Source organism: Caulobacter sp. Root343 (assembly GCF_001425745.1).
In the GTDB taxonomy this organism is placed as follows: Bacteria; Pseudomonadota; Alphaproteobacteria; order Caulobacterales; family Caulobacteraceae; genus Caulobacter.
In genome coordinates, this window is the sequence record NZ_LMDF01000006.1 from 161,547 (window position 1) to 185,279 (window position 23,733).

General features: G+C 68.7%; 23 protein-coding genes. 14 read left to right on the top strand and 9 right to left on the bottom strand.

The features are described from left to right. Nucleotides 1-75 precede the first annotated feature (75 nt). Nucleotides 76-684 carry a TetR/AcrR family transcriptional regulator gene (locus ASC70_RS08460; RefSeq protein WP_056048870.1) on the bottom strand — a complete coding sequence of 203 codons (609 nt, stop codon included), beginning with the start codon at nt 682-684 and terminating at the stop codon, nt 76-78. A 79-nt stretch (nt 685-763) separates the two neighbouring features. Here ASC70_RS08460 and ASC70_RS08465 point away from each other — a divergent pair, with 79 nt between their 5' ends. Beyond that, nucleotides 764-2,161 carry a carotenoid oxygenase family protein gene (locus ASC70_RS08465; RefSeq protein ID WP_056048873.1) on the top strand — a complete coding sequence of 466 codons (1,398 nt, stop codon included), beginning with the start codon at nt 764-766 and terminating at the stop codon, nt 2,159-2,161. A 188-nt stretch (nt 2,162-2,349) separates the two neighbouring features. Further along, the gene (locus tag ASC70_RS08470; protein WP_056050531.1) at nt 2,350-3,411 is read left to right on the top strand and encodes a DUF2855 family protein; all 1,062 of its coding nucleotides are present in this window, start codon (nt 2,350-2,352) and stop codon (nt 3,409-3,411) included. Nucleotides 3,412-3,547: 136 nt separating this feature from the next. Here the strand turns inward: ASC70_RS08470 and ASC70_RS08475 are convergent, their stop codons facing one another. Continuing rightward, on the bottom strand, nt 3,548-4,252 hold the full coding sequence (locus tag ASC70_RS08475; protein ID WP_056048875.1) for a helix-turn-helix transcriptional regulator: 705 nt from the start codon (nt 4,250-4,252) through the stop codon (nt 3,548-3,550). An 85-nt stretch (nt 4,253-4,337) separates the two neighbouring features. On the opposite strand from ASC70_RS08475, the gene ASC70_RS08480 reads away from it, so the two are divergent. From ASC70_RS08480 to ASC70_RS08490, 3 genes are all read left to right on the top strand, one after another. Further along, complete coding sequence (locus tag ASC70_RS08480) at nt 4,338-5,729, top strand: MFS transporter (protein WP_369815085.1); 1,392 nt, start codon at nt 4,338-4,340, stop codon at nt 5,727-5,729. 36 nt (nt 5,730-5,765) lie between these two features. Next, nucleotides 5,766-6,392, top strand: a complete 627-nt coding sequence (locus ASC70_RS08485; RefSeq protein ID WP_082539634.1) for a YdeI family protein — start codon at nt 5,766-5,768, stop codon at nt 6,390-6,392. A gap of 108 nt (nt 6,393-6,500) precedes the next feature. Further along, the gene (locus ASC70_RS08490; RefSeq protein WP_200940384.1) at nt 6,501-6,824 is read left to right on the top strand and encodes a RidA family protein; all 324 of its coding nucleotides are present in this window, start codon (nt 6,501-6,503) and stop codon (nt 6,822-6,824) included. 361 nt (nt 6,825-7,185) lie between these two features. Here ASC70_RS08490 and secA read toward each other — a convergent pair whose 3' ends face one another. After that, a complete protein-coding gene (gene secA, locus ASC70_RS08495; protein ID WP_056048877.1) occupies nt 7,186-9,951 on the bottom strand; it encodes a preprotein translocase subunit SecA in 2,766 nt (921 codons plus the stop codon). A gap of 399 nt (nt 9,952-10,350) precedes the next feature. On the opposite strand from secA, the gene ASC70_RS08500 reads away from it, so the two are divergent. From ASC70_RS08500 to ASC70_RS08520, 5 genes are all read left to right on the top strand, one after another. Beyond that, nucleotides 10,351-11,319, top strand: a complete 969-nt coding sequence (locus tag ASC70_RS08500; protein ID WP_056048881.1) for a peptidylprolyl isomerase — start codon at nt 10,351-10,353, stop codon at nt 11,317-11,319. Between the two features lie 9 nt (nt 11,320-11,328). Next, entirely contained in the window at nt 11,329-12,798 is a 1,470-nt protein-coding gene (gene argJ, locus ASC70_RS08505; RefSeq protein WP_056048884.1) for a bifunctional glutamate N-acetyltransferase/amino-acid acetyltransferase ArgJ, read from the top strand. Between the two features lie 14 nt (nt 12,799-12,812). Further along, nucleotides 12,813-13,208, top strand: coding sequence for a DUF805 domain-containing protein (locus tag ASC70_RS08510; protein ID WP_056048886.1), 396 nt, complete (start codon nt 12,813-12,815; stop codon nt 13,206-13,208). A gap of 24 nt (nt 13,209-13,232) precedes the next feature. Next, nucleotides 13,233-13,715: a hypothetical protein gene (locus tag ASC70_RS08515; protein WP_056048889.1), complete on the top strand. Its 483-nt coding sequence runs from the start codon at nt 13,233-13,235 to the stop codon at nt 13,713-13,715. Nucleotides 13,716-13,802: 87 nt separating this feature from the next. Beyond that, complete coding sequence (locus tag ASC70_RS08520) at nt 13,803-14,327, top strand: hypothetical protein (protein ID WP_056048891.1); 525 nt, start codon at nt 13,803-13,805, stop codon at nt 14,325-14,327. A gap of 260 nt (nt 14,328-14,587) precedes the next feature. Here the strand turns inward: ASC70_RS08520 and ASC70_RS08525 are convergent, their stop codons facing one another. Further along, nucleotides 14,588-15,022, bottom strand: coding sequence for a DUF6491 family protein (locus ASC70_RS08525; protein ID WP_056048894.1), 435 nt, complete (start codon nt 15,020-15,022; stop codon nt 14,588-14,590). A 147-nt stretch (nt 15,023-15,169) separates the two neighbouring features. On the opposite strand from ASC70_RS08525, the gene ASC70_RS08530 reads away from it, so the two are divergent. Both ASC70_RS08530 and ASC70_RS08535 read left to right on the top strand, forming a co-directional pair. After that, nucleotides 15,170-15,958: an ABC transporter ATP-binding protein gene (locus ASC70_RS08530; RefSeq protein ID WP_082539633.1), complete on the top strand. Its 789-nt coding sequence runs from the start codon at nt 15,170-15,172 to the stop codon at nt 15,956-15,958. Next, entirely contained in the window at nt 15,955-17,514 is a 1,560-nt protein-coding gene (locus tag ASC70_RS08535; protein ID WP_056048899.1) for a hypothetical protein, read from the top strand. Before ASC70_RS08530 ends, ASC70_RS08535 begins: the two co-directional genes overlap by 4 nt. Before the next feature lie 16 nt (nt 17,515-17,530). Here ASC70_RS08535 and ASC70_RS08540 read toward each other — a convergent pair whose 3' ends face one another. The 5 genes from ASC70_RS08540 to ASC70_RS08560 form a co-directional block, all read right to left on the bottom strand. Beyond that, nucleotides 17,531-19,834: a PAS domain-containing protein gene (locus tag ASC70_RS08540; RefSeq protein ID WP_235519305.1), complete on the bottom strand. Its 2,304-nt coding sequence runs from the start codon at nt 19,832-19,834 to the stop codon at nt 17,531-17,533. Between the two features lie 113 nt (nt 19,835-19,947). Next, nucleotides 19,948-21,402, bottom strand: a complete 1,455-nt coding sequence (locus ASC70_RS08545; protein WP_056048902.1) for a DEAD/DEAH box helicase — start codon at nt 21,400-21,402, stop codon at nt 19,948-19,950. A 350-nt stretch (nt 21,403-21,752) separates the two neighbouring features. Continuing rightward, on the bottom strand, nt 21,753-22,208 hold the full coding sequence (locus ASC70_RS08550) for a VOC family protein (RefSeq protein WP_056048905.1): 456 nt from the start codon (nt 22,206-22,208) through the stop codon (nt 21,753-21,755). A 28-nt stretch (nt 22,209-22,236) separates the two neighbouring features. Then, a complete protein-coding gene (locus ASC70_RS08555; RefSeq protein ID WP_047410247.1) occupies nt 22,237-22,470 on the bottom strand; it encodes a hypothetical protein in 234 nt (77 codons plus the stop codon). A 9-nt stretch (nt 22,471-22,479) separates the two neighbouring features. Next, on the bottom strand, nt 22,480-22,974 hold the full coding sequence (locus ASC70_RS08560; protein ID WP_052196870.1) for a hypothetical protein: 495 nt from the start codon (nt 22,972-22,974) through the stop codon (nt 22,480-22,482). Nucleotides 22,975-23,136: 162 nt separating this feature from the next. Here ASC70_RS08560 and mutT point away from each other — a divergent pair, with 162 nt between their 5' ends. Then, nucleotides 23,137-23,541 carry an 8-oxo-dGTP diphosphatase MutT gene (mutT, locus tag ASC70_RS08565; protein WP_047410250.1) on the top strand — a complete coding sequence of 135 codons (405 nt, stop codon included), beginning with the start codon at nt 23,137-23,139 and terminating at the stop codon, nt 23,539-23,541. Beyond that, nucleotides 23,457-23,696, top strand: coding sequence for a Flp family type IVb pilin (locus ASC70_RS24450; RefSeq protein WP_082009315.1), 240 nt, complete (start codon nt 23,457-23,459; stop codon nt 23,694-23,696). The genes mutT and ASC70_RS24450 overlap by 85 nt, the downstream gene beginning before the upstream one ends. Nucleotides 23,697-23,733 lie beyond the last annotated feature (37 nt).

The window sequence follows — 23,733 nt, forward strand, 5'->3', positions numbered from 1 at the left end:
GGACTGGTTGTGGGAATTGGACCCATGCCCCCGGCGTCGCAATGGAAACATTGTCTCGGTGACAATGCGGTCACGCTAGCGCGGCGGCCCGATCCCCAGGCCCTTCACCAGCGTCGAGAGCGCCAGCGCCCTCAGCTTGGCGGGATCGATGGTCGGGCCCAGCTTGTCGCTCAGCTGCAGCATCAGCATGCCGTGCAGCACCGACCAGAACAGGTGGCCGATCAGCTCGGCGTCGCCCTGCATTCCGCCGGCCTGGATCATCGCCTCGACGTGGACGGTCATGGTGCGCCGGGCGCGCGCCGCGGCGGCGGTCAGCTCGGGATAGTCCTTCTCGGTCGGCTGGCTGAGATCGAACATCAGCTTGTAGGCGTGCGGCTCGCTCAGGGCGAAGGCGATATAGGCCTCGCCGGCGGCGCGGGACTTGTCCAAGGGGCCGCCGGGGCGCGCCATGGCCGCCTCGATGGTGTCGGCGAAGCGGGCGAAGGCGGCGGCGCGGACGGCGGCCAGGATGGCGTCCTTGTCCTTGAAGTAGCGGTAGGGGGTCATCGGACTGACGCCCAGAGCCTGGGCCAGCTCGCGCATGGTCACCGCCTCTATGCCCCGCTCGGCGAACAGGCCCTCGGCGGCGACGCACAGCCGGCGGCGGAAGTCTTCGACGTCTTCAGGCGACAGGACGCGGGGCAAGAGGGAATCCGGATTGACTCGACCCTTCGCTTACAACATAAATTTACACTGTAAACAATAACCGATGGGAGGACCGGCCATGGACGGTGAAGCGCGTATCAATCCGTTTCTCAGCGGCAATTTCGCCCCGGTGCGCAGCGAGGACGACTTCGACCTGACGGTCGAGGGGACGCTGCCGGCGGGTCTGAACGGCACGCTCTACCGCAACGGCCCCAACCCGCAGTTCGACCCGCGCGACGGCAACTATCACTGGTTCGTCGGCGACGGCATGCTGCACGCCTTCACGGTGGCGGACGGCAAGGTGAGCTATCGCAACCGCTGGGTCCGCACCAACAAGTGGCGGCTGGAGAACACCGCCGGCCAGGCCCTGTTCGGCAGCTGGGGCAATCCGATGACCACCGACCCCTCGGTGCTGGGCGTGGTCAGCGACGGCGTGGCCAACACCAACATCATCCGGCACGGCGGCCATCTGCTGGCGCTGGAGGAGGCCCACGCCCCGTTCGAGCTGACCGGTCCCGACCTCGGCACGATCGGCGCCTACGACCTGGGCGGCAAGGTCACGGCCCATCCCAAGACCTGCCCGATCACCGGCGAGCTGGTGTTCTTCGCCTATGCCGACGACCCGATGCCGCTGTCGAACAAGATCAGCTGGGGCGTCGCCGACGCGGACGGCCGCTTGCTGAAGCGCGAGACCTTCGAAGCTCCATACTGCTCGATGATCCACGACTTCATCGTCACCGAGCACTACGTTGTCATCCCTGTCCTGCCGCTGACCGGCAGCCTGGAGCGGGCGATGGGCGGCAAGCCGGTGTTCGCCTGGGAGCCTGACAAGGGCGGTCATCTGGCGGTGATCCCGCGCGACGCGGGCGTCGCCGGCCTGCGCTGGATCGAGATCCCGGCCTGCTACGTCTTCCATGTGATGAACGCCTTCGAGCGGCCCAAAGGGGGACATACCGCCGTCGTCGCCGACGTCATGCGCTACGCGGCCGCCCCGCTGTTCCCCAACGCCGACGGGACCCGGGGAGAGAACGCCGCCGCCTATCTGACACGCTGGACCATCGACCTCGCGGCCGGAACGGTGACCGAGGCCGAACTGGACGACACGGCCGGCGAGTTCCCGCGCTTCGACGAGCGCTTCGCCGGCATGCCTTATCGCCACGGCTGGTTCGTGGGCCAGAGCCTGAAGCCCGGCGACTTCCGCTCCAATCTCGTCGCGCATGTCGATCTGGTCGAGGGGACCCGGAAGACCTGGACCGTCCCGGCCGGCGACGCGCTTTCCGAAGCGGTCTTCACCCACGCCGGCGAGGGCGCGGCCGAGGGGCAGGGCTGGCTGACGGCGGTGATCTACCGCGCCGCCGAGGGGGTGTCGGAGTTCGTGGTGTTCGACGCCCAGGATGTCGAGCAGGGACCGATCGCCAGCGCCAAGCTGCCCCGACGCGTGCCGTTCGGGTTTCATGGTCAGTGGGTGGCGGCTTGAATCCGTAAAACTGTCATCCCGGCCAAGCGCGCAGCGCGCCGAGCCGGGACCGCCACAGGCTCCGAGCTTCCGGCGGCCCCGGCTCTACGCTTCGCTACGGCCGGGATGACAGATCAAGCGATTAAAACAACCGTTTGACTTCCCGCACGGCTAACCGCCTACTCCGCGCGATCAAGATGGAGCCGGCCATGCCCTGGGATTTCCTCGTCGCCAAGTCCGACCTGCGCCGCACCGAATTCCGCGAGACCACGCCGCCACCGCTGAACGACGGCCAGGTCCGGCTGGCCATCGAGAGTTTCGCCCTGACCGCCAACAACATCACCTACGCCGTGTTCGGCGAGGCGATGAAGTACTGGGACTTCTTCCCGGCCCCCGACGGTTTCGGCCGCGTGCCGGTCTGGGGCCACGCACGGGTCGAGGCCTCGGCCCATCCCGAGATCGCGGTCGGCCAGCGCTTCTACGGCTATTGGCCGATGTCGACCCACCTGACCGTGCAGGCCAAGGCCGGCAGGACCGGCTTCACCGACGTCTCGGCCCACCGCCAGCATCTGGCGGTGGTCTACAACCAGTATCAGGCGGTCGGCGCCACGGATGCCCTGGAAGCGCACCGGGCGCTGCTGCAGCCGCTGTTCATCACCTCGTTCCTGATCGACGACCAGTTCGACGAGCACGGCTTCTACGGCGCCAGGAGCGTGATCCTGTCCAGCGCCTCGTCCAAGACGGCCATCGCCCTGGCGGCGCTGCTGAAGACGCGCGGCGGGGTGAAGGTGGTCGGCCTGACGTCGCCCCGGAACAGGGCGTTCGTCGAGGGGCTGGGGTTCTACGACCAGGTGGTTCTGTACGACGACCTGGCCTCGGCGCTGATCGAGGGACCGGCGGCGTTCGTCGACTTCGCTGGCGACGCGGCGGTGCTGGGCGCGGTGCATGGCCGGTTCGGCGACGACCTGGCCGCCTCGATCCTGGTCGGCGGCACCCACTGGGAAGCGCCGCGCGAGGGCGGAGCGCTGCCGGGACCGAAGCCCGTGTTCTTCTTCGCGCCGGACCGCCGGGCCAAGCGCCTGAAGGACTGGGCGCCGGGCGAGTTCGAGACCCGCTACGGCGCGGCCTGGTCGGGCTTCGTGGCCGACGCGCCAAGGTGGCTGACGGTCGGGCGCGGCGAGGGGCAAGCGGCGATCCAGGCGGCGTACCTGGCGCAGGTGGACGGCGGGACGTCGCCGGAGGCGGGGGTGGTTCTCTATCCTCCCCATTAGGGGGAGGTGGCTCGATGCGAATACGCATCGAGACGGAGGGGGTCCGCGAAGCGGTGGTGCGTCCGCTACCTCACAGGGCCCCTCCACCGGCGTTCGCCGGTCCCCCTCCCCCCGAGGGGGAGGAGAGAAAAACGGCCTAAGCCGCCACCCGTCCCTCATCCGCCAGGCTCACCCCCAGCCGCTCGCGCAGCGCCGAGGCCCCATCCGCCGTCAGCCGCACGGCGCGGCCCTTGGCCTCCAGGGCCAGCCAGCCGCGCGCGGTCATCGCTTCCAACAGCTTGACGCCCAGCGGCCCGGCCAGGTGGTGGCGGCGTTCGGTCCAGTCCAGGCATTGGCGGGCGACGCCGCGCGGCGAGCGCAGGCTGTCGACCCGCACGCCGAGATCCTCGAACCAGGCCCGGCCGCCTGGCGTCACCTCATAGAGCTTGTCGGCCGCCGGCCGGATCAGGTCGCGATCGACCAGGGCCTCGCAGACCCGCACGCCCAGCCGTCCCGCCAGGTGGCCGTAGCAGCAACGGGCGTCGCGCAGGGCGCGGGCCTTGGGCGAGCGGGGGATCTCCAGCGAACGCACGGGCGTGGCCAGCACCGCCAAGGCCTCGATGGCGTGGGCGACCTCGGCGCTGGCCAGGCGGTAGTAGCGGTGGCGGCCCTCGCGCTCGACCGCCAGCAGGCCGCCGTCGACCAGCTTGGCCAGGTGATTGCTGGCCGCCTGGGCCGTGACCCCGGCGGCCCAGGCCAGGGCGCTGGCGGGTTGGGCGCGGCCGTCCTGCAGGGCCTGCAGCATGGCGGCGCGGGTCGGGTCGCCGATCAGGGCGGCGGGGGTGGCGATATTGGCGTCCATGCTCCACATCCTAGCCCAAGGGCCGGTCGAATGGTTCATCGGCGCGTGTAGCATCCGGGCGGCGGATCGAGGCATCACCCGCGGCATGAGCACCACCACCTCTCCCTCTCGCCTGCCGTGGATCACGGCCGCCGCCAGCTTCGGCTTCTTCGTCACCCAGTTGGACGTGACCATCGTCAACGTGGCGCTGGACGCCATTGGCGGGGCGTTCCACGCTCCGACCGCCCAGCTGCAATGGGTGGTCGACGCCTATATCCTGGCGCTGGCGGCCATGCTGCTGTCGGCGGGCGCGATCGGCGACCGCGTCGGGCCGCGCCGAGCGTTCGTGGCGGGGCTGGTGCTGTTCGGCGTGACCTCGGCGGCCTGCGGCTTCGCGGCGAGCCCGTCGGCCCTGATCCTGGCGCGGGTGGCGCAGGGCGCGGCCGGAGCGCTGCTGATCCCGCCGTCCTTGGCCCTGATCGCCCACGCCGCGGACGGTGACGACAGGAAGCGCGCCTCGGCGGTCGGCTGGTGGACGGCGGCCGGCGGGGTGTCGATCGCACTCGGCCCGGTGTTGGGCGGCCTGCTGGTCGAAAGCCTGGGCTGGCGCTGGGTGTTCTTCGTCAACCTGCCGGTCTGCGCGCTCGGCGCGGCCTTGACCCTGATGGTGGTTCCGCCGACCCCGCCCAAGCCGAAGATCCCGTTCGACATCCCCGGACAGATCGTGGCCGTGGCGGCGGTCTCGCTGCTGGTCGGTGGGCTGATCGAGGGCGGGCATCGGGGTTGGGGCGGGGCGCCGCTGGCGGCCTTGGTGGCGGGCCTCTTCCTGGCCGCCGCGTTCGTGCTGTTCGAGCGGCGAGCCGAGCACCCGGCCATGCCGCTGAGCGTCTTTCGCAAGCGACCGGCCTGGACGGCGGTCGTGGTCGGCTCGGTCCTGAACTTCGCCTATTACGGGCTGATCTTCGTGCTGGGCCTCTACATGCTGCGGGCCCTGCATTGGAGCCCGTCCCGTGCTGGCTTGGCCTTCCTGCCGCTGACGGCGACCTTCATCGTCTCGAACCTGCTCAGCGGCGGTCTGGTCGCCCGGTTCGGCGCGCGAGCCGTGACGGCCGGCGGGGTGCTGGTCGCCGCCGGCGGCTACGCCCTGACGGCGCGCCTGGGGGCGGGGAGCACGCTGGCGGACATGCTGCCCGGCTTCGCGGTGATCCCCCTCGGCATGGGCGTGGCGATCCCCGCCCTGACCAGCGGCCTGCTGGCCAGCGTCGATCGCCACGAGGCCGGCGCGGCCTCCGGAACCCTCAACGCCTGCCGCCAGGTCGGCGGCGCGGCCGGGGTGGCGATCTTCGGCGCGCTGGCGGCGGCCGACGTGGTGACGGGGCTGCGGGTGTCGGCGCTCAGCGCGGCGGCGCTGCTGGCGGGCGCGGCGATCGGCCTCCTGCTCCCCTCGCGCGAGAAGGCCGCGCGTCCGGCGGTCGCCGACGCTCGAAAGCGGAGGTAAGACAGGGCCGGAGCAGAGTGCGGCGAAGGGCGACCCATGGCGATGATCACCGATCCCGATGACTTCTTCACCAAGGGCTGCGGCCGGTGCGCCCGGTTCGCGACGGCGGACTGCTCGACCAGGCCGTGGATCGACGGGTTGAATGATCTGCGCCGGATCTGCCTGGACTTGGGCTTGGAGGAAACGGTGAAATGGGCCCATCCCTGCTACATGCACGCCGGGCGCAATATCGCGCTCTTCGGGGCGTTTCGGAGCGATTTCCGGCTCAGCTTCATGAACCCAGGTCTGCTGGTCGACAGCGAGGGCGTGCTGGAGCCGCAGGGCCCGAATAGTCAAACGCCGGGCATGATCCGCTTCACCGCCACGCGCCAGGTGGGCGAGATGCAAGCGGTGATCCGGGCCTATCTGCGGCAGTTGATGGACCACGCCGAAGCGGGGACCAAGCCCGCGAAGATCGACCGCGAGATCGACATGCCGGACGAACTGATCGAGGCCCTGGACGCGGACCCCGAACTGGCCGAGGCCTTCCATGGGCTGACGCCGGGACGTCAGAAGAGCTACCTGTTCGCTCTGAACCAGGCCAAGCAGTCGGCGACCCGGGTGGCGCGGATCGAGAAGTTCCGCGGCAAGATCATCGCGGGCAAGGGCGCTCTGGAGCGATAGACGGACCCGAACAGCGGACCCTCGAAGCCATCAAGGAGAGAGAAGAGATGACGCTGGAGTACATCAACCCATCCGATCTGCCGACCCCGACGACCTATACCCAGGTCGTTGTCGCCAGGGGGACCAGGCTCATCTTCGTGGCGGGTCAGGAACCGGAAGCTCGTCGGCCCCGGTGATCTGGCGGCTCAGGCGCGCCAGGTGTTCACCAATCTCGGGCGAGCCCTCGCGGCGGCCGGCGCCGGTCCCGAACACGTGGCGAGGATCACGATCTACGTCGTCGGCTACGACCGCGACCGTCACCTGGCGGTCATCGAGGACGCGCGAGTCGCGCTGTTCGGCGATCACAGGCCCGCCGACGTCGTCGTCGGGGTCGCCGGCCTTTCTCCTGGCTATCTGATCGAGGTCGATGCGTTCGCGGTCGTGGACGGGTAGGGCGCGACACCCAGAATCCCGCTCTCATAGAGAGAGGGAGGGGCCCGCCGCGAAGCGGTGGGAGGGTGAGTGGTTTCACCGCTAGCCGGAAAAATCCCGAGCCTTCCATTGGGGCATCTCAAAAAGTGAACCCAGGCTTGAACCGTCGCCGCCGCCGCCGCTTCACCGGAGCTTCGTTCGGAAAGGGTGTAACCACTCACCCTCCCACGCCTGCGGCGTGGGCCCCTCCCTCTCTCTAAGAGAGAGGGATTCTGGAACGTCCGCCCAGGGTCGAAAGCGGCCCCAAGGGCCGGAGCGGAAACGAAAACGCCCGCCCTGGTCTCCCCGGGCGGGCGCTTCCAATTCAGGGCTTAGCCAAGCCTCACACCAGCGAGCCGTGGCACTGCTTGAACTTCTTGCCCGAGCCGCAGGGGCAGGGGCTGTTGCGGTTGGTGCGGTCCCAGCCGTCCGGCAGGGCGGCGACCGGCAGGGCCTCGCGCTGCTGGGGCGACAGGCCGTCGGGAATGGCGCCGGCCACGGCGGCGTTCTCGCCGGTCAGCGGGTCCAGGTGGACCTCGACCAGGCCTTCCGGCGTGTGCGGGACTTCCGGCTCGGCATAGGCGATCTCGACCGTCATCAGCCAGCGGGTGGTGTTGGTGCGCAGGTCGCCCAGCAGCTTCTCGAACAGCGAGAAGGCCTCGGTCTTGTACTCGTTCAGCGGATCGCGCTGGCCGTAGCCGCGCAGGCCGATGACGTTGCGCAGGTGGTCCAGGTGCATCAGGTGCTCGCGCCACTGCAGATCGATCATCTGCAGCAGGAAGTTCTTCTCGACCGAGCGCATCTGCTCGGGCGTGATGATCTCCTCGCGCTGGGCGGCGTAGTCGTCGGCCGCCTTGGTCAGGCGATCGCGGATCTCCTCGTCGGCGATGCCTTCCTCGGCCGCCCACGTCTCGATCGGCAGGTCCAGGCCCAAGATCGACTGGACGCGTTCCTTCAGGCCGTCGATGTCCCACTGCTCGGCATAGGCCTTGGGCGGCAGGTGGCGGGCGATCAGGTCGTCGATCGTGTCGTGACGCATCTCGGCGATAATTTCCGAGAGGTCGTCGCTTTCCATGAACTCCTGGCGCTGCTCGAACACGGCCTTGCGCTGATCGTTGACGACGTCGTCGTACTTCAGGAGGTTCTTGCGGATTTCGTAGTTGCGCTGCTCGACGCGCTTCTGGGCCGTGGCGATGGCGTTGTTCAGCCACTTGTGGGTGATCGCCTCGCCTTCCTGGACGCCGAAGGTGCGCATGATCGCGTCCAGGCGCTCGCCGGCGAAGATGCGGAGGAGATCGTCCTCGCACGACAGGAAGAACTTCGAACGGCCCGGGTCGCCCTGACGGCCGGTGCGGCCGCGCAGCTGGTTGTCGATGCGGCGGCTTTCGTGGCGCTCGGTGCCCAGCACGAACAGGCCGCCGGCCGAGAGGGCCTTTTCCTTGGCGCCGGCGATCTCGGCCTCGATGCGCGTGCGCTCCTCGGCCTCGTCCTCGGGGGTGATCTCGAGGCCCATGCCCTTTTGCTGCTGACGCCAGGTCAGCATGCGCATGTCGATATTGCCGCCCAGCTGGATGTCGGTGCCGCGGCCGGCCATGTTGGTGGCGATGGTCACCGCGCCCGGCACGCCGGCGTCGGCGACGATCAGGGCTTCCTGTTCGTGGAAGCGGGCGTTCAGCACCTGGTGCGGGATGCCCTTCTGCTTCTTGCCTTCGTTCTCGAAGGCGTAGCTGGACAGCAGCTTGGACAGTTCTTCCGACTTCTCGATCGAGACGGTGCCGACCAGGATCGGCTGGCCGCGCACGTGGCATTCGGAGATCTGCTTGAGGATGGCCTCGTTCTTCTCGCGCTCGGTGCGATAGACCTCGTCGTCGTCGTCGATGCGCTGGACCGGCCGGTTGGTCGGGATTTCCGAGACGCTCATCTTGTAGATGTCGTCGAATTCCTGGGCTTCCGTCGAAGCCGTGCCGGTCATGCCCGACAGCTTGTTGTAGAGGCGGAAGTAGTTCTGGATGGTCACCGAGGCCAGGGTCTGGTTCTCGGGCTGGACGTCGGCGCCTTCCTTGGCCTCGATGGCCTGGTGCAGGCCTTCCGACAGGCGGCGACCGGTCATCATGCGGCCGGTGAACTCATCGATCAGGATCACCTCGCTGTCCTTGACGATGTAGTCCTTGTCGCGCGTGTACAGGATGTTGGCCCGCAGGGCCTGGTTGACGTGGTGCACCACCGAGACGTTGGCCGCGTCGTAGAGGCCGGCCGAGTCCTCGGCCAGGTGGCCGCCCGACATCAGGATCTCTTCGATCCGCTCCTGGCCATCCTCGGTCAGGATGACCTGCTTCTGCTTCTCGTCGTGGTCGTACATCGACTTGTCGACGATCAGCTGCTTCACCAGCACGTCGATGGTCTTGTAGAACTCGCTGCGGTCTTCGGTCGGGCCCGAGATGATCAGCGGGGTGCGGGCTTCGTCGATCAGGATCGAGTCGACCTCGTCGACGATCGCGAAGTTGTGGCCGCGCTGGACCATCTCCTCGACGCTGTAGACGAGGTTGTCGCGCAGATAGTCGAAGCCGAACTCGTTGTTGGTGCCGTAGGTGATGTCGCTGCGGTACGCGCGCTGACGCTCGCCTTGGGAGAGGCCGTTGACGATGACGCCGTAGCTCAGGCCCAGGAAGGTGTAGATCTGGCCCATCCAGTCGGCGTCGCGGCGGGCCAGGTAGTCGTTGACGGTGATGACGTGGACGCCCTTGCCTTCCAGGGCGTTCAGATAGGTCGGCAGGGTGGCGACCAGGGTCTTGCCTTCACCCGTGCGCATTTCCGAGATGCCCGAGAAGTGCAACACCATGCCGCCGACCATCTGGACGTCGAAGTGGCGCATGCCCAGCACGCGCTTGCCGGCCTCGCGCACCACGGCGAAGGCTTCGTGCAGAAGGTCGTCGAGGGTTTCGCCCTTTTCCAGTCGCGCCTTGAACTCGGCGGTCTTGCCCTTCAGGGCGTCGTCGGAGAGCGCCGCGTACTCAGCTTCGTAGGCGTTGATCTTGGCCACCCGCGCGGCCAAGGTCTTGACCTTGCGTTCGTTGGAAGAGCCGAAGAGCTTTTTGGCGAAACCAAGCATGAAGAGGGGATCCGGTAGGACGGTTTGACGAGGAGGCCGGCGCTAAGGCTGTGGGGCCTCGACTACGGTAGATGAAGCCGCGACGGATCATCGGAAAATTCCGACGCCCGTGCGGCCGGAGACTTAAGCACCGGTCATCTTGGTGTCAACGCGAAGACCCCTCGCGGAATAAGGCTTAAGTCCCGGTTGCGGACGCGCGGACACAGGTTTCGCAAGCTTCGCCGACGGCGTGGCGCATGGCCTTTTCTTCGAACGGCGTGTACCGAAACTGGGCCGGTCGCGCCCGGCCAGGGTGGTCTCGCTCCGGTCCGGGCGGCGCGGCGGCTCCTTTCGCGGCGTGAAGCCGTTTCCACTCGGCGATAAACCGCGCTAGAGCGCTTCGTAGCAAAGCCGGAGACCTTGGCCTTGAAGACACTCGAGACCTTTCGCGCCCTGGGCGTGATCAGCGCTGTCGCCTTCGCCCTTCTGTTGGCCGCGTGCGGCCAGAACAAGGTCGCCGAGAAACCGCCGGAGCCGGGCGACACCGCCGTGGCCCGCGTCAACGGCCAGGTGATCTGGGCGTCCGACGTCAAGCGCGAGGCCGTGGCCCAGGGTCTGATCAGCGAGGGCGAACCGCTGGACGTCTCCAGCGAGGTCTTCCGCCAGCGCCTCGACGAGGTCATCGACCAGAAGCTGCTGGCCTCCGAGGCCACCAAGCGCAAGCTGGACAAGGAGCCGGTGGCCCAGCGCCGCCTGGCCGCCGCCCGGGAGCGCATCCTGGGAGACATGCTGGTCGAGGGCGTGGTCGAGAAGGCGGTCACCGAGGACGCCATCCGCAAGCTCTACGCCGAGCAGCAGAAGCTTTCGAAGCGCTCGGAGGAGATCCGCGCCCGCCAGATCATCGTCGGGACCCAGGCCGAGGCCGAGAGCGTCAAGAAGCTGCTGGCCTCCGGCGCGTCGTTCGACGCCCTGGCCATGGAGCGCTCGACCGACCAGGCGACCCGCTTCAACGGCGGCGACCTGGGCTATTTCACCCTGGACGTGATGCCCGAGCCCTATGGCGTGGCTCTGAAGGACGCCCAGAAGGGCGCCCTCGTGGGCCCGTTCTCGGCCGAAGGCGGCTGGGTCATCGTCAAGGTCGAGGACAAGCGCACCGAGGAGCCCATCACCCTGGAGGCCGCCCGGCCGCAGATCGTGCGCTTCCTGACCTATGACCAGGTGCGCGACATCCTCGAGAAGCTGCGCGGCTCGGCCAAGGTCGAGATGCTGATCGGCAAGACCCAGGACGCCGCCGGCGCGGCCGCCCAGGAGCCGGCCTCGGCCCCGCCGGAACCGCCGGCCGCCGCGCCCGCCTCGGCGCCGCCTCCCGCCCAACCCGCCAAGAAGTAAGAGCGGCTCATGACCAAGACTCCCAAAGCTTCCGGCAAGAAGGCGGCCGCGAAGGCTCCCGAGACCGCGTCCAATCCGGTCGCGCCCAATCCGGTTGAGCGCGCCGGCGCCGCCATCGAGCGCGCCCTGGTCGACCCGCTGACCTCGGCCCTGAAGCGCGCCGGCCTGCGCCGCGCCCAGAAGTCAGCGGGCGAGGACGTTTCCGCCTCGGCCAAGCCCGCCGCGACCGGCGCGGGCAAGCCGGGCCTGGCCATCTCGCCCCTGGCCGTGCCGTTTCCGCTGATCCCGCCGATCCGTGGCGTCGAGATCGCCACCGGCCGCGCCGGCTTCTACAAGCACGAGCGCGAGGACCTGCTGCTGATGCGCTTCGCCGAGGGCACCTCGGCGGCCGGCGTCTTCACCCGCCACGGCGTGGGCTCGGCCCCGGTCGACTGGTGCAAGCGCCAGCTGGCCGCCAGCGGCGGGGCGGACGTGCGGGCCCTGGTGGTCAACGCCGGCTGCGCCAACAGCTTCACCGGCAAGCCGGGCGCCGATGCGGTCCGCCGCGTGGCCACGGCCGTGGGCAAGCGCCTGGACTGCCGCCAGCGCGACGTGATGATGGCCTCGACCGGCGTCATCGGCGTGATCCTGGACGACAGCAAGATCACCGCCCGCCTGCCCGAGGTGGAAAGCCGCCTGACCGCCGACGCCTGGGCCCAGGCCGGTCGGGCGATCATGACCACCGACACCTTCCCCAAGGGCGCCTACGCCACGGCCGTCATCGACGGCGTGGAAGTGAAGATCGCCGGCATCGCCAAGGGCTCGGGCATGATCGCGCCCGACATGGCGACCATGCTGGCCTTCGTGGCCACCGACGCGGCCATCGCCCCGGCCGCCTTGCAGACCCTGGTCAGCCTCTATACCCGCACGACCTTCAACTGCGTGACCGTGGACGGCGATCGCTCGACCAACGACACCCTGCTGCTGTTCGCCACCGGCCAGTCGGGCGCGCCGCGGATCAGCCGGCCCGGCGACAAGCGCCTGGCCGATTTCCGTGACAAGCTGGAACACGTGCTGCTGGACCTGGCCCTGCAGCTGGTGCGCGACGGCGAGGGCGCGACCAAGTTCGTCAAGATCACCGTCAACGGCGCCGAAAGCCCGGCCAGCGCCCGCAAGATCGCCCGCACCATCGCCGAGAGCCCGCTGGTCAAGACCGCCTTCGCCGGCGAGGACGCCAACTGGGGCCGCATCGTCATGGCCGTGGGCCGCGCCGACGAGCCGGTCGCCCGCGAGCGCATCAGCGTCAAGTTCGGCGACCTCTACGCGGCCCGCGACGGCCTGGTCTCGCCCGAATACGACGAGGCCAAGATGAGCGCCTACGTCAAGAACCAGGAATTCGAGGTCAGCGTCGACGTCGGCGTCGGCAAGGGCTCGGCCACGGTCTGGACCTGCGACCTGACCAAGCAGTACGTGGCGATCAACGGGGATTACCGCTCATAGTCGGAGGAAACCCGATGGCGCCGATGTTCAAACCCTTCACGCGGTACCTGCAGTTTCAGGGGCGAGCGACGCGGGCGGAGTTCTGGCAGTTTTATCTGCTCTACTTCCTGGTCGCGACAGTAGGAGTGGTGGTCGGGCGTATGCTTGATTTCACGACCGGTGATGCCAACAGCAGGATCGGCATCGCGGTCTACGCGCTGATCTGGCTTGTCTTCATGCCTCCGATCATCGCTGTCACCGTTCGTCGGCTACACGATTGCGACCGCAGTGGCTGGTGGCTTTTCTTGGCCTTCGTGCCTTTTGGCATCCTGGTGCTGATCGCGCTGTTCTATGTGCGGGAAGGCACCCGTGGCCCCAACCGGTTTGGTCCCGACGAAAAGGCCCAGCCGGTGGACACCGTCTTCTCCTAACCCTCCTGAAGGACCGATCGCGCCATGGCCGACCCCACCCCCGACCAGGAAGCCGCCGTCCTGGCCGAGCTCGCCGCCGCCTGCCGCGCGGAGGGCTATATCGTCGAGGCGATCGACCGGGGCCTGGAGGTCTCGGGCGAGGACGAGGAGGAGGGCGCCTTCTATCTGCTGCCCGACCACGGCTGGCTGCAGGTGCGCTGCCTGGTGATGGCCCCCGAGGACCTGGCCGAGGCCCGCGACCTGACGGCCCTGTTCGAGACCATCGCCCACGCCCAGTTCCGCCTGATCGGCTGCCGCTTCGGTTATGACGCCGAGTCCGGTCTCTGGCTGGTCGAGGACCTCTATCCGGGCTTCGAAGCCGCGCGCGTGCCGGCGGTGCTGGAGCAGCTGACCTTCGTCTGGGACGCGCTGGAGGATCTGTTCCTGGCGGCCCTGGCGGGGACGGTCCCGGGCGAGGACGCCTTCGACGCCGCGTTCGACCTGGAAGCGGCGACCCCGCCGAACTAAACTCGCGCGACCCCTTGCCGCGCAAGGGGAACCGCTTGTCCGGCCTGTCGTTCCTGAGCGGTGTTCACCTGGGTGGAGGGCGTTGTGATGTCTGTGAAGCGATCCGTGATGATGGGCGCCTTGGCGGCCCTGTTGATGGCCTCCGGCGCGCACGCCCAGATGAAGCCGCCGTCCAAGCCGGACGAGCCCGGCGGCCGCTGGGGCGAGGCCAAGAAGAAGGCCGTGGACATCGGCAGCCAGCCCGCCCGCGACGTCGGCATGTCCAAGCGTGAGATCCCGCCGATCCTGGAGAAGGCCTTCAACGACCCCTACAGCCTCAAGGGGCTGAAATCCTGCAAGGCCCTGGCCGGCGAGATCACCGACCTGAACGGGGTGCTGGGCGCCGACTACGTGGTCGGCAACGAATATACCGAGAACCGCGCCGGCAAGCTGGCCGAGGCCGGCGGCAAGACCATCATCAACAGCATCATCCCGTTCCGGGGCCTGGTTCGCGAAGTGACCGGCGCGGCGCCCGCCGACCGCCACATGAACGCCGTGGTCGACGCCGGCCTGGCGCGGCGGGGCTTCCTGCGCGGCGTGCACCTGCGGCAGGGCTGCAAGACGAAGTTCTGAGGATGGTCGGGAGGCCTACGGGCCTCCCTGACGCGACGTGAGGCTAGCGCTAGCTGACATTCAGCTGGGGTAGGTCCAAAACCACTGCCTTCCTGGGCCTTGTGCCCAGGACCCATGTTCGAGGCCGGTGTGGACTCTTTGGGCTCGCGCGGCCGAAAGACCGTGAACTCAGCTACACTTCCATGAAGCGGAACCCTGGGTCCTGGGCACAAGGCCCAGGAAGGCGGGTAAATTCAGGCTGCGGCGAATATCGGTTGGCGCTAGCGCTTGGTCGCCGTCGCCAGCGCCGAGACCCCACCGGGGTTCAGCCGGCGCACGTCGGCGATCGGACAATGCCGCGCGCCGGCCGCCGTCCGGGCGACCATCTCGGCGCTGTCGCCCGAGCAGATCAGGTCGCTGCCGTCATGGGCCCGCACGCTGATCTTCTGGGCGTCGTTCAGGCCGTCGCAGTCCTTGGTCATCCGCAGGCGATAGATCCCGCCCACGTTCGTCTGGACGTACAGCGTCTTGTCGCCCGAGCGGTTGGCCCCGGTGATGAACCGCCCGTCAAAGCAGCGCATGGCTTTGTCGCCGGGGCGGTCGTTGGAATAGGCCTGATCCTGGGCGGCGAAGTCGAAGCGCTGGCCCTCCTGGGCCATGACCGGGGCCGAGCTCAGCGCCAGGGCCGCGCCGAGAACGATAAGAACAGGCTTCATGGTCTCACCTCGTGGTTGTTCAGAGCAGCGATCCGGGTTGGGCGACAACCTCTACGGTAAAGAAACGCACGAAGCGTCCGGCCTGGCAAGCGGTGGATGGCGGCTTGCCTCATTCAAGGCAATCGCGTTCACATCCCTCGCATAACAGTGTCTGGGGACGCCAACTTGACGGAAGCCTTGATCGTTCGCGGGTTGAGCAAGACGTTCGCCAAGCCCGCGGTGTCCGACCTCGACCTGACGGTCCATGCCGGCGAGCTCTACGCCCTGCTGGGACCCAACGGCGCGGGCAAGACCACTACCCTGCGCATGGTCGCCGGCCTGACCCAGCCCGACAAGGGCGAGGTGGCGATCTTCGGCGTCGACGCCCGCCAGGATCCGGCGGCGGCCAAGGCCCTGGTGGCCTGGGCCCCGGACGAGGCGATGATCTACGACAAGCTGACGCCGCTGGAATATCTGGAGTTCGTCGCCGGCCTCTGGAGCATCGAGCCCAAGGCCGCCAAGGCCAAGGCCGAAGCGCTGCTCTCCACCCTGGGCCTGGCCGACGAGGCGCGGCGGCGGTGCGAGGGCTTCTCGCGCGGCATGAAGCAGAAGGTCGCCTTGGCCGGGGCGCTGATCCACGATCCCAAGCTCTTGATCCTGGACGAGCCGCTGACCGGCCTGGACGCCGCCGCCGCCCGCCTGGTCAAGGACATGCTGCAGGCTAGGGTCGACGCGGGCGGCACGGTGATCCTGACCACCCACATCCTGGAGGTGGCCGAGCGCATGGCCGACCGCATCGGCATCATCGCCGGCGGCCGGCTGCTGGCCGAGGGCACGCTGGATGAGCTGCGAGGCAAGGCGGGGGAGACCAGCGGCCAGACGTTGGAAGACGTCTTCCTGCAGCTGACGACCGAGTCCCATCCCGTGGCGGCGGCCCCAATGGGCGTCACGTCGTGAGCCTGCCGTTCAAGCCGGCCACCACGCCCTGGCTGCTGAGTCACGAGCTGCGCCTGGCCTGGCGCGGCTTCAAGGCCGGCCGCCGGTCCAGCGGGCCGGGCGCGGTGATCGCCTTCGTGCTCGTCGGCTGCATGATCCTGATCGGCGGCGTCTTCATGGCGTTCGGCCTGCGGGGCGTCGCCGTGCCGGTGAACCCGCTGTCGGTGATGATCGCCGACCTGGCGCTGGCGGTGATCGTCACCCTGATGCTGTCGACCACCCTGGCGGCCTCGGCCGACGCCCTCTACGAGCGGGGCGACCTGGACCTGCTGTTCTCCTCGCCGCTGGCGCCGCGCAAGGTGCTGTTCGTGCGCGCCCTGGGCCTGGCGGTCAACGCCGGCCTCTGGTTCCTGATCCCGGCCGTGCTGCTGCTGACCCCGTCGATCGTGCTGGGCCACCCGGCCTGGCTGGGCGTCTATGTGACCCTGGCCGCCCTGGCCCTGGCTGCGTCTGGTGTCGGCCTGCTGTTAGCCATGGCCCTGTTCGCCCTGATCGGTCCCCGCCGCACCCGCACCGTCGCCCAGGTCATGGCGGCCCTGATCGGCGCGGCCTTCTTCCTGGCCAGCCAGTACCGCAACCTGATGGGCGGCCAGGCTAGCGAGAGCCTGTTCGCGCGCATCGCCCTGGACGCCCGCGACGGCCGCATCAAACTCCCGCCGTTCGCCGACCTGCCGCTGCGCGCCGCCCTGGGCGAGCCCTTGCCGCTGCTGGTGCTGGTCGCGGTGGGGACGGGGATCTTCCTGTTCGCCGCCCAGACCCTGGGCCGCCGCTTCGCCGACGCCGCCGCCGCCACCCAAGGGGCCGAGACCCGCAAGGGCGCCAAGGGACCGACCAAGGCCTTCGCGGCCGGCGCCTTCCAGGCCACGGTCCGCAAGGAGCTGCGGCTGATCAGCCGTGACGCGGCCCTGCTGTCGCAGGTGCTGCTGCGGGTGCTGTACATGGTCCCGCTGGCCCTGGTGCTGGCCCGCAGCGCCTCGCACCTGCCGGCCTGGGCCCTGGCCGCGCCGGCGGCTGCCGTGACCTTCCTGGCCGGCCAGGTCGCCGGCAGCCTGGCCTGGATCACCGTCTCGGCCGAGGACACGCCCGACCTGCTGGCGATCTCGCCGACGCCGATGGCGGTGCTGAACCGCGCCAAGCTGACGGCGGCGCTGGTCCCGGTGGCCGTGCTGCTGGCGGTCCCGATCGCGGCGCTGGCCTGGTCGGCGCCACTGGCCGGCCTGTGGACCGCGATTGGCGCCGCCCTGACCGCCCTGAGCGCCGGGCTGATCAATGTCTGGCGGCAGAAGCCGGGCAAGCGCGCCGACTTCCGGCGCCGGCGCGGCGGCTCGTTCTTCGCGGCCCTGGCCGAGATTCTGATCGCCGCCCTGATCGGCGGGGCGACGGCCCTGGCGGTGGCGGGCCAACTGATCTGGGCGGTGATGCCGCTGATCGTCGCCGGCGCGCTGATGATGGCCCTGCGAAGGACGGACGAGCAGATCGCGGCGGCGCTCAGGGCGGCGGCGGTGAGCGCGAATTAGGGGCGGGTAGCGCCCCTCAAGCCTCCAGCAGCGCCCGGATCCGGCACACCACCCCTTCCGGCAGGAACTCGATCGTCGCCGAGCCGGACAGTTCCGCCGCCAGGCCGCGTTCGATCAGGCGCGAGCCGAAACCTCGGGCCGTGGGCGGCTGGACCGGCGGGCCGCCGGTTTCGGTCCAGACCAGGTCCAGCCGCGCCGCGTCGGGTTCGGGGCAGTGGTCCCAGGCAATGCGAATGCGGCCGTCGGGAGTCGACAGGGCCCCGTATTTCACCGCGTTGGTGGCCAGCTCGTGCAGGGCCATCGACAGCGACAGCGCCGTCTTGGGCGACAGGCGGATGGCCGGGCCGGAGAGCTCGAACCGCGCGTGGCCGCCGTGCAGCTCGGCCACCCGGGCGGTGACGTCGTGCAGCTCGGCGCCTTCCCAGTTCTCGCGGGTCAGCAGGTCGTGGGCCTCGGCCAGGGCGACGATGCGGCTGGAGAACGCCTCCTGGGCCTGGTCCAGCGCGCGGGCGCCATTGAAGCTCTGGGCGGCGATGGCCTGGATGGTGGCCAGGCTGTTCTTGACGCGGTGGTTCAGTTCGTTGACCAGCAGCCGCAGGTGCAGCTCGGCCCGTTTGCGGTCGGTGATGTTGACCACAGCCCCGACGAAGCGGTGCGGCTTGTCGTCGGCGCCGAAGAACACCTTGCCCTTCACGTTTACCCAGCGCTCGACGTGGTCGTCGCGGCCGATGCTGCGGAACTCGATGGTGTAGTCGGCGCGCACGGCCGGATCCAAGGCTTGCTGCATGGCGTCGCGGACCTTGGCCTCGTCGCTGGGATGGACCCGGGCGATGAACGATTCGACGGTGAGGGACTCGTCGGGCTTGATGCCGAACATGGCGTAGCAGCGCTCCGACCAGGCCAGCTCGCCGGTGTCGAGATTGAGGTCCCAGGTGCCGACGTCGGCCGCGTCGATGGCCAGGCGCAGGGTCTCTTCCTGGCGCAGCAGCCGTTCGACCGCCTCGCGGCGCTCGGTGACGTCCGAGACCACCCCGACGAAGCGGATCACGCGGTCGCCGTCGAAGAAGGCCCGGCCGAACACCTCGACCCAGCGCAGGGCCCCGTCGCCGCCGCGATGGATGCGGTATTCGAGATTGATCATGCCCGGGCCCGCCGGGTCCATCGCCGCCGCCACCGCGGCTTGGACCTTCGGCAGATCGTCGGGATGCAGCAGCCGCTCGAAGGTCTCCTGCGACGACGCCTCGTCCGCCGTCAGGCCGAAGATGCTGCGCGCTCGCGCGTCCCAGTACCGCTGGTTCAGATAGGGCTTGTGGTCCCAACGGCCCATGCCGGCGGCCTGGGCGGCGAGGTCCAGGTCTATGCGCACCGCCGCCAGTTCGGACTCGACCCGCTTGCGCTCGGTGATGTCGACGATGACGCCGGTGTTGCGGGCCGGCTGGCCGTCGGCGTCCAGATAGGCGCGGCCGCGGGTGAAGACCCAGCGCACCGAGCCGTCGGCCTGGACCAGGCGGTATTCCTCCGAGAAGTCGCCGCCTTCGCTGGCGGCCTTCAAGGCGACGTCGCGGACGCGGTCGCGGTCGTCGGGATGGACGGCGGGGGTGAAGCTGTCGGCGGGCAGGCCGGCCGAGGCGAACTCGGGCGAGACGTTGTGCAGCTCGGCGTAGCGGGCGTCGGCATAGACCTTGTTGGCCTTGATGTCCCACTCCCAGGCCCCGACCCCGGCGACCTCGCGGGCCAGGGCGTAGCGTTCCTGGGCGCTGCGCAAGGTCTTCTCGGCCTGGATGGTGCGAGAGATCTCGACCGCGGTGATCAGCACCCCGCCGATCCCGTTGGCCGCCGTCGTGTCGGGCACCGGGCTGTAGCTGACGGTGAAATAGCCCTTTTCCGGGACCCCGTTCCGGGTCACCCACAGCGGCAGCTTCTCGAACGCGAAGCCGCCGCTGGCGCCGCTGAGGATGTCCTCGTGCAGCGAGCGGATCGAGGCCTCGAAGTCGGGGGCGGTGTCCTTGAGCAGCACGCCCAGCGCTTGGGGATGGTGCACGTCGAGCGCCGGGGCGTAGGCGTCGTTGTAGATCAGGACCAGCTCGGGTCCCCAGCGCAGCGCCATCGGGAAGTTGGTGGCCAGGATCATGTCGGTGGCCAGGCGCAGGGCGGGCGACCAGGACTCGATCGGGCCCAGCGGCGTCGCCGACCAGTCGAACGCCCGCACGCGCTCGGCCATCTCGCCGCCGGCGACGCGAGTCAGTACAGGCGTGGCGCGGTGCTTGCCGTCGCCCATCGCATTGGTCCCCCATCCGATCATCGGACCGGCCCAGGTCATGGTGAACCCATAGACCAAGCGGACACAAGCTGCGCTGTAACGAAAGGACGCACCTAAACGAACGGGGCGACTTTCGCCGCCCCGTTTTTACAACCTATTGTAATCGTGTCTGTTTATTCGATCGGCGACCAGCGCTTCTCGGGCGCCGCGGCGTCGCGCTTCGGGCCTCGGAAATCGTTCCGGGCGCCGCCGGGCTTTTGACCCTGGCCGGCGCCGCGACCTTGACGTTGCGGGCCCTTGCCCTGGGCCGACTGCCCGCCGGCCGAGCGACCACCGCCGCCACCGCCGCCGCCATTGCCGCCGCCGCCATTGCGATTGCGGCCGCGATTGCGGCGCAGCTCGGACGGGACGTTGTTGCGCGGATCGGCCGCGCGCGGATCGACGTACTTCTCGGCCGGGACCAGCTTGTCGGCGACGGCGGCCGCGGCGGCCAGCTGCTTGTCGTTGCGGCGGTCGAAGCTCGGGATCGTCTGGCGGGTGGCCTTCTGGATGTCCTTCAGCAGGTTACGCTCGTCGTCGGCGCAGAAGCTGATGGCGATGCCGTCCTTGCCCTTGCGGGCGGTGCGGCCGATCCGGTGGACATAGGCCTCCGGCACGTTGGGCAGCTCGTAGTTGATCACGTGGCTGACGTCGTTGACGTCGATGCCGCGCGCGGCGATGTCGGTGGCGACCATGGCCCGCATCTCACCGGCCTTGAAGGCGGCGAGGGCGCGCTCGCGCTGGCCCTGGGTCTTGTCGCCGTGGATCGAGGCGGCCTCGATGCCGGCGGCGTTCAGGTACTTGGCCACCCGGTCGGCGCCGCGCTTGGTGCGGGTGAAGACGATGGTGCGCGAGAAGCTGGAGTCGGCGAACAGCTCGGCCAGCAGCGGACGCTTGCGCTGGGCCTCGATGAACAGCACGCGCTGGTCGATGCGCTCGACCGTGGTGGCTTGCGGGGCGACCGAGACCTGGACCGGATCCTTCAGCAGCTCACCGGCCAGCCGACCGATCTCGGTCGGCATGGTGGCCGAGAAGAACAGGTTCTGGCGGTTCTTGGACATCTGGCTGGCGATCTTGCGGATCGGCACCACGAAGCCCAGGTCCAGCATCTGGTCGGCTTCGTCGAGGACGAAGATCTCGACGCCGGAGACGCTGGCGGACTTCTCGGCCATGTGGTCCATCAGGCGGCCGGGGGTGGCGACCAGCACGTCGACGCCGGCGGCCAGGGCCTTCATCTGCGGGCCGTACTTCACGCCGCCGTAGACCGTGGCCACGCTCAGGCCCATGTGGACGGCGTAAGCCTTGAAGTTGTCGGCGATCTGGGTGGCGAGTTCGCGGGTCGGGGAGAGGACCAGGCAGCGGAAGCCGCGACGCGGCGCCGGCATGCGGTTCTCGGCCAGGCGCTGTAGGATCGGCAGGGCGAAGGCGGCGGTCTTGCCGGTGCCCGTCTGGGCGATGCCCAGCAGGTCCTTGCCTTGCAGGACGACCGGGATGGCCTGGGCCTGGATCGGCGTCGGCTCCTTGTAGCCCTTCTCGGCGAGGGCCTTCAGGAGCGGCTTGGCCAGGCCAAGGTCGGAGAATTGAGTCAAGTGAGTCGGTCTTTCATGTGCGCCGAGCTCGGGCCCATGCGTCCTCGCACGGCTTGCCCCTCGGCCGGAGTATTTCGCCATCGCGAAATGCTCCCGGTTTAGACTTTCAGAGCCCTTTGGCTCTTTGGTCGGGGAGCGCCCCGCGTGCACGGGCGATCTGATGAGAATCTCTTCAGGGCGCTCGACAGGCTGGTCCGAAAACGGACCGTCACGCGGCTGGAGCACCGATAGCGCCAATGGGGCGCGAGGCCGATATCGGTTATTGCGGTGCGAAAGTCAAGGATCGCGGCGCAGCATGCCCGGAACGGCCAATCCGCCGCACCCTTGTGAGCTCTGCTCCGACGCCGCCGCTAGCGATCGCCGCCGAGCGGTTCGGCCAGTCCGACGAGAATGCCCTCGGGGCCGCGGACGTAGCAGAGCCGATACGCGTTCTCGTACTGAACCACTTCGCCGACCAGCGTCGCGCCGTGCTTGCCAAGCCTGGCGAGGGTTTCGTCGAGGTCGCTCACCGCGAACATGGCGCGAAGGTAGCCGAGCGCATTCACCGGAGCGTCGCGGTGATCGGCGACGACGGCCGGGGCGAGAAATCGCGAGAGCTCGAGGCGGCTGTGGCCGTCGGGCGTGACCATCATGGCGATCTCGACGCGCTGGTCACCCAGCCCCGTGATCCGCCCGGCCCATTCGCCTTCGACCATGCCCCGCCCCTCGAACGTCAAGCCGAGCTCGGTGAAGAACGCGATGGCGTCGTCGAGGGACTCCACGACGATGCCGACGTTGTCCATGCGGAGCAGTTTGCTTCTGGTCATGACTTCGGTCGTGTCCCTGGCGACGGTGTCAGCGGCCGGACGGCAGCCATTCTTCGGCCGGCGTCAGGGACGGGTCGGCGGCGCGGCGTTCCGTATAGAGCGTGTCCAGCTCGGCGGCGGCGACCTGCATGTCGAACAGGCGCTGGCTCTCCTCGTCGATCTCGTCCTGGTCGGCAAAGGTCTGGATCGCGGCCTTGGTCCGCTCGATCTCGACGGCCAGGGCGTACATGGCCAGGGTCAGCGTATTGGTGGAGATCTCCATGCGCGGCTCCTAGACCTCGGCCTTGCTGAGCTTGGCGTTCAGTTCGTTCAGCCAGACCTGGTACAGCGACAGCGGCATGTCGTCCTTTGGGGCGATCGTATAGTGGATGCCCCGCTCCTCGTTCGTGCCGTCCTGGGTGACGGCCAGGGCGACCGGAATGTCGGTGTCCCTGGGCAAGCGGTACCATGTCATCGACGGCATGGTCACCTTGCTGAAGGTCGACACGCCGCGATAGTCGCCGCGCATCGTGCGGCAGCCCTTGACCCACTTTTCCTCGACGATGCCGCCCTCGGCCTTCTCGATCTGCCGCATGAAGACCTGGACGTCGGGCAGTCGAGGCGGTCCACTTTTCCGGGTGAAGCCAGGATTGGGATAGAGAACCGGTGTTCCCTTGCGTTCCTCGGTCGACGTCTGGCCGCGATAGAGATCTCGGGGCGTCTTGTCGTCGAAATAGAACGCCAGTTTGTTGGCGGCCTTGTAGATGTTCTTGAGATCGTCCGACATCGTCACCTCTGGAACACTGAGAACGTTCAGCGCGGGCCCCCAGGTCGCGTGTATTGATGATATTGCACGCGCAGGACGCATTTTGAAGCCTCGAACCGGAACGCGCGGAAATTTCGTGGCGGTCGGTTGCCAACAGCGGGAAACCTCGCGACACCCGCATCCATGACCAAGCCGACCGTCCTCGTCGCCGCCGCCGCCCTGATCGATGTCGACGGGCGGGTGCTGATCTGCCAACGCCCCGAGGGCAAGCAGCTGGCCGGCCTGTGGGAGTTTCCGGGCGGCAAGGTCGAGCCGGGCGAGACGCCGGAGGAATGCCTGATCCGCGAACTGCAGGAGGAACTGGGGATCACCGTCGCCCAGGCCTGCCTGGCCCCGTTCGTGTTCGCGTCGCACGGTTACGAGTCTTTTCACCTCCTGATGCCACTCTACCTGCTGCGTCGATGGGACGGTCAGGTGACGCGCAAGGAACACGAGGCGCTGGCATGGGTGAAGCCCGACAAACTCGCGGACTATCCGATGCCGCCGGCCGACGTTCCTCTGGTCGCCTGGCTGCGCGACCTGCTCTGAAGACCTTCTGGCGTGACGACAGCGGCGCGACCGCCGTCGAGCTGGGCGTCCTCGTCGCGCTGATCGCTCTCGTCATCGTCGGCGGGATGTCGGCCCTCAGCGGCAATATGAGCAAGATGTTCGACAAGGCCTCGACGGCCATCGCGGGCACCTAAATCCTCTTCCTTCTCCCCTTGCGGGAGAAGGTGTCAG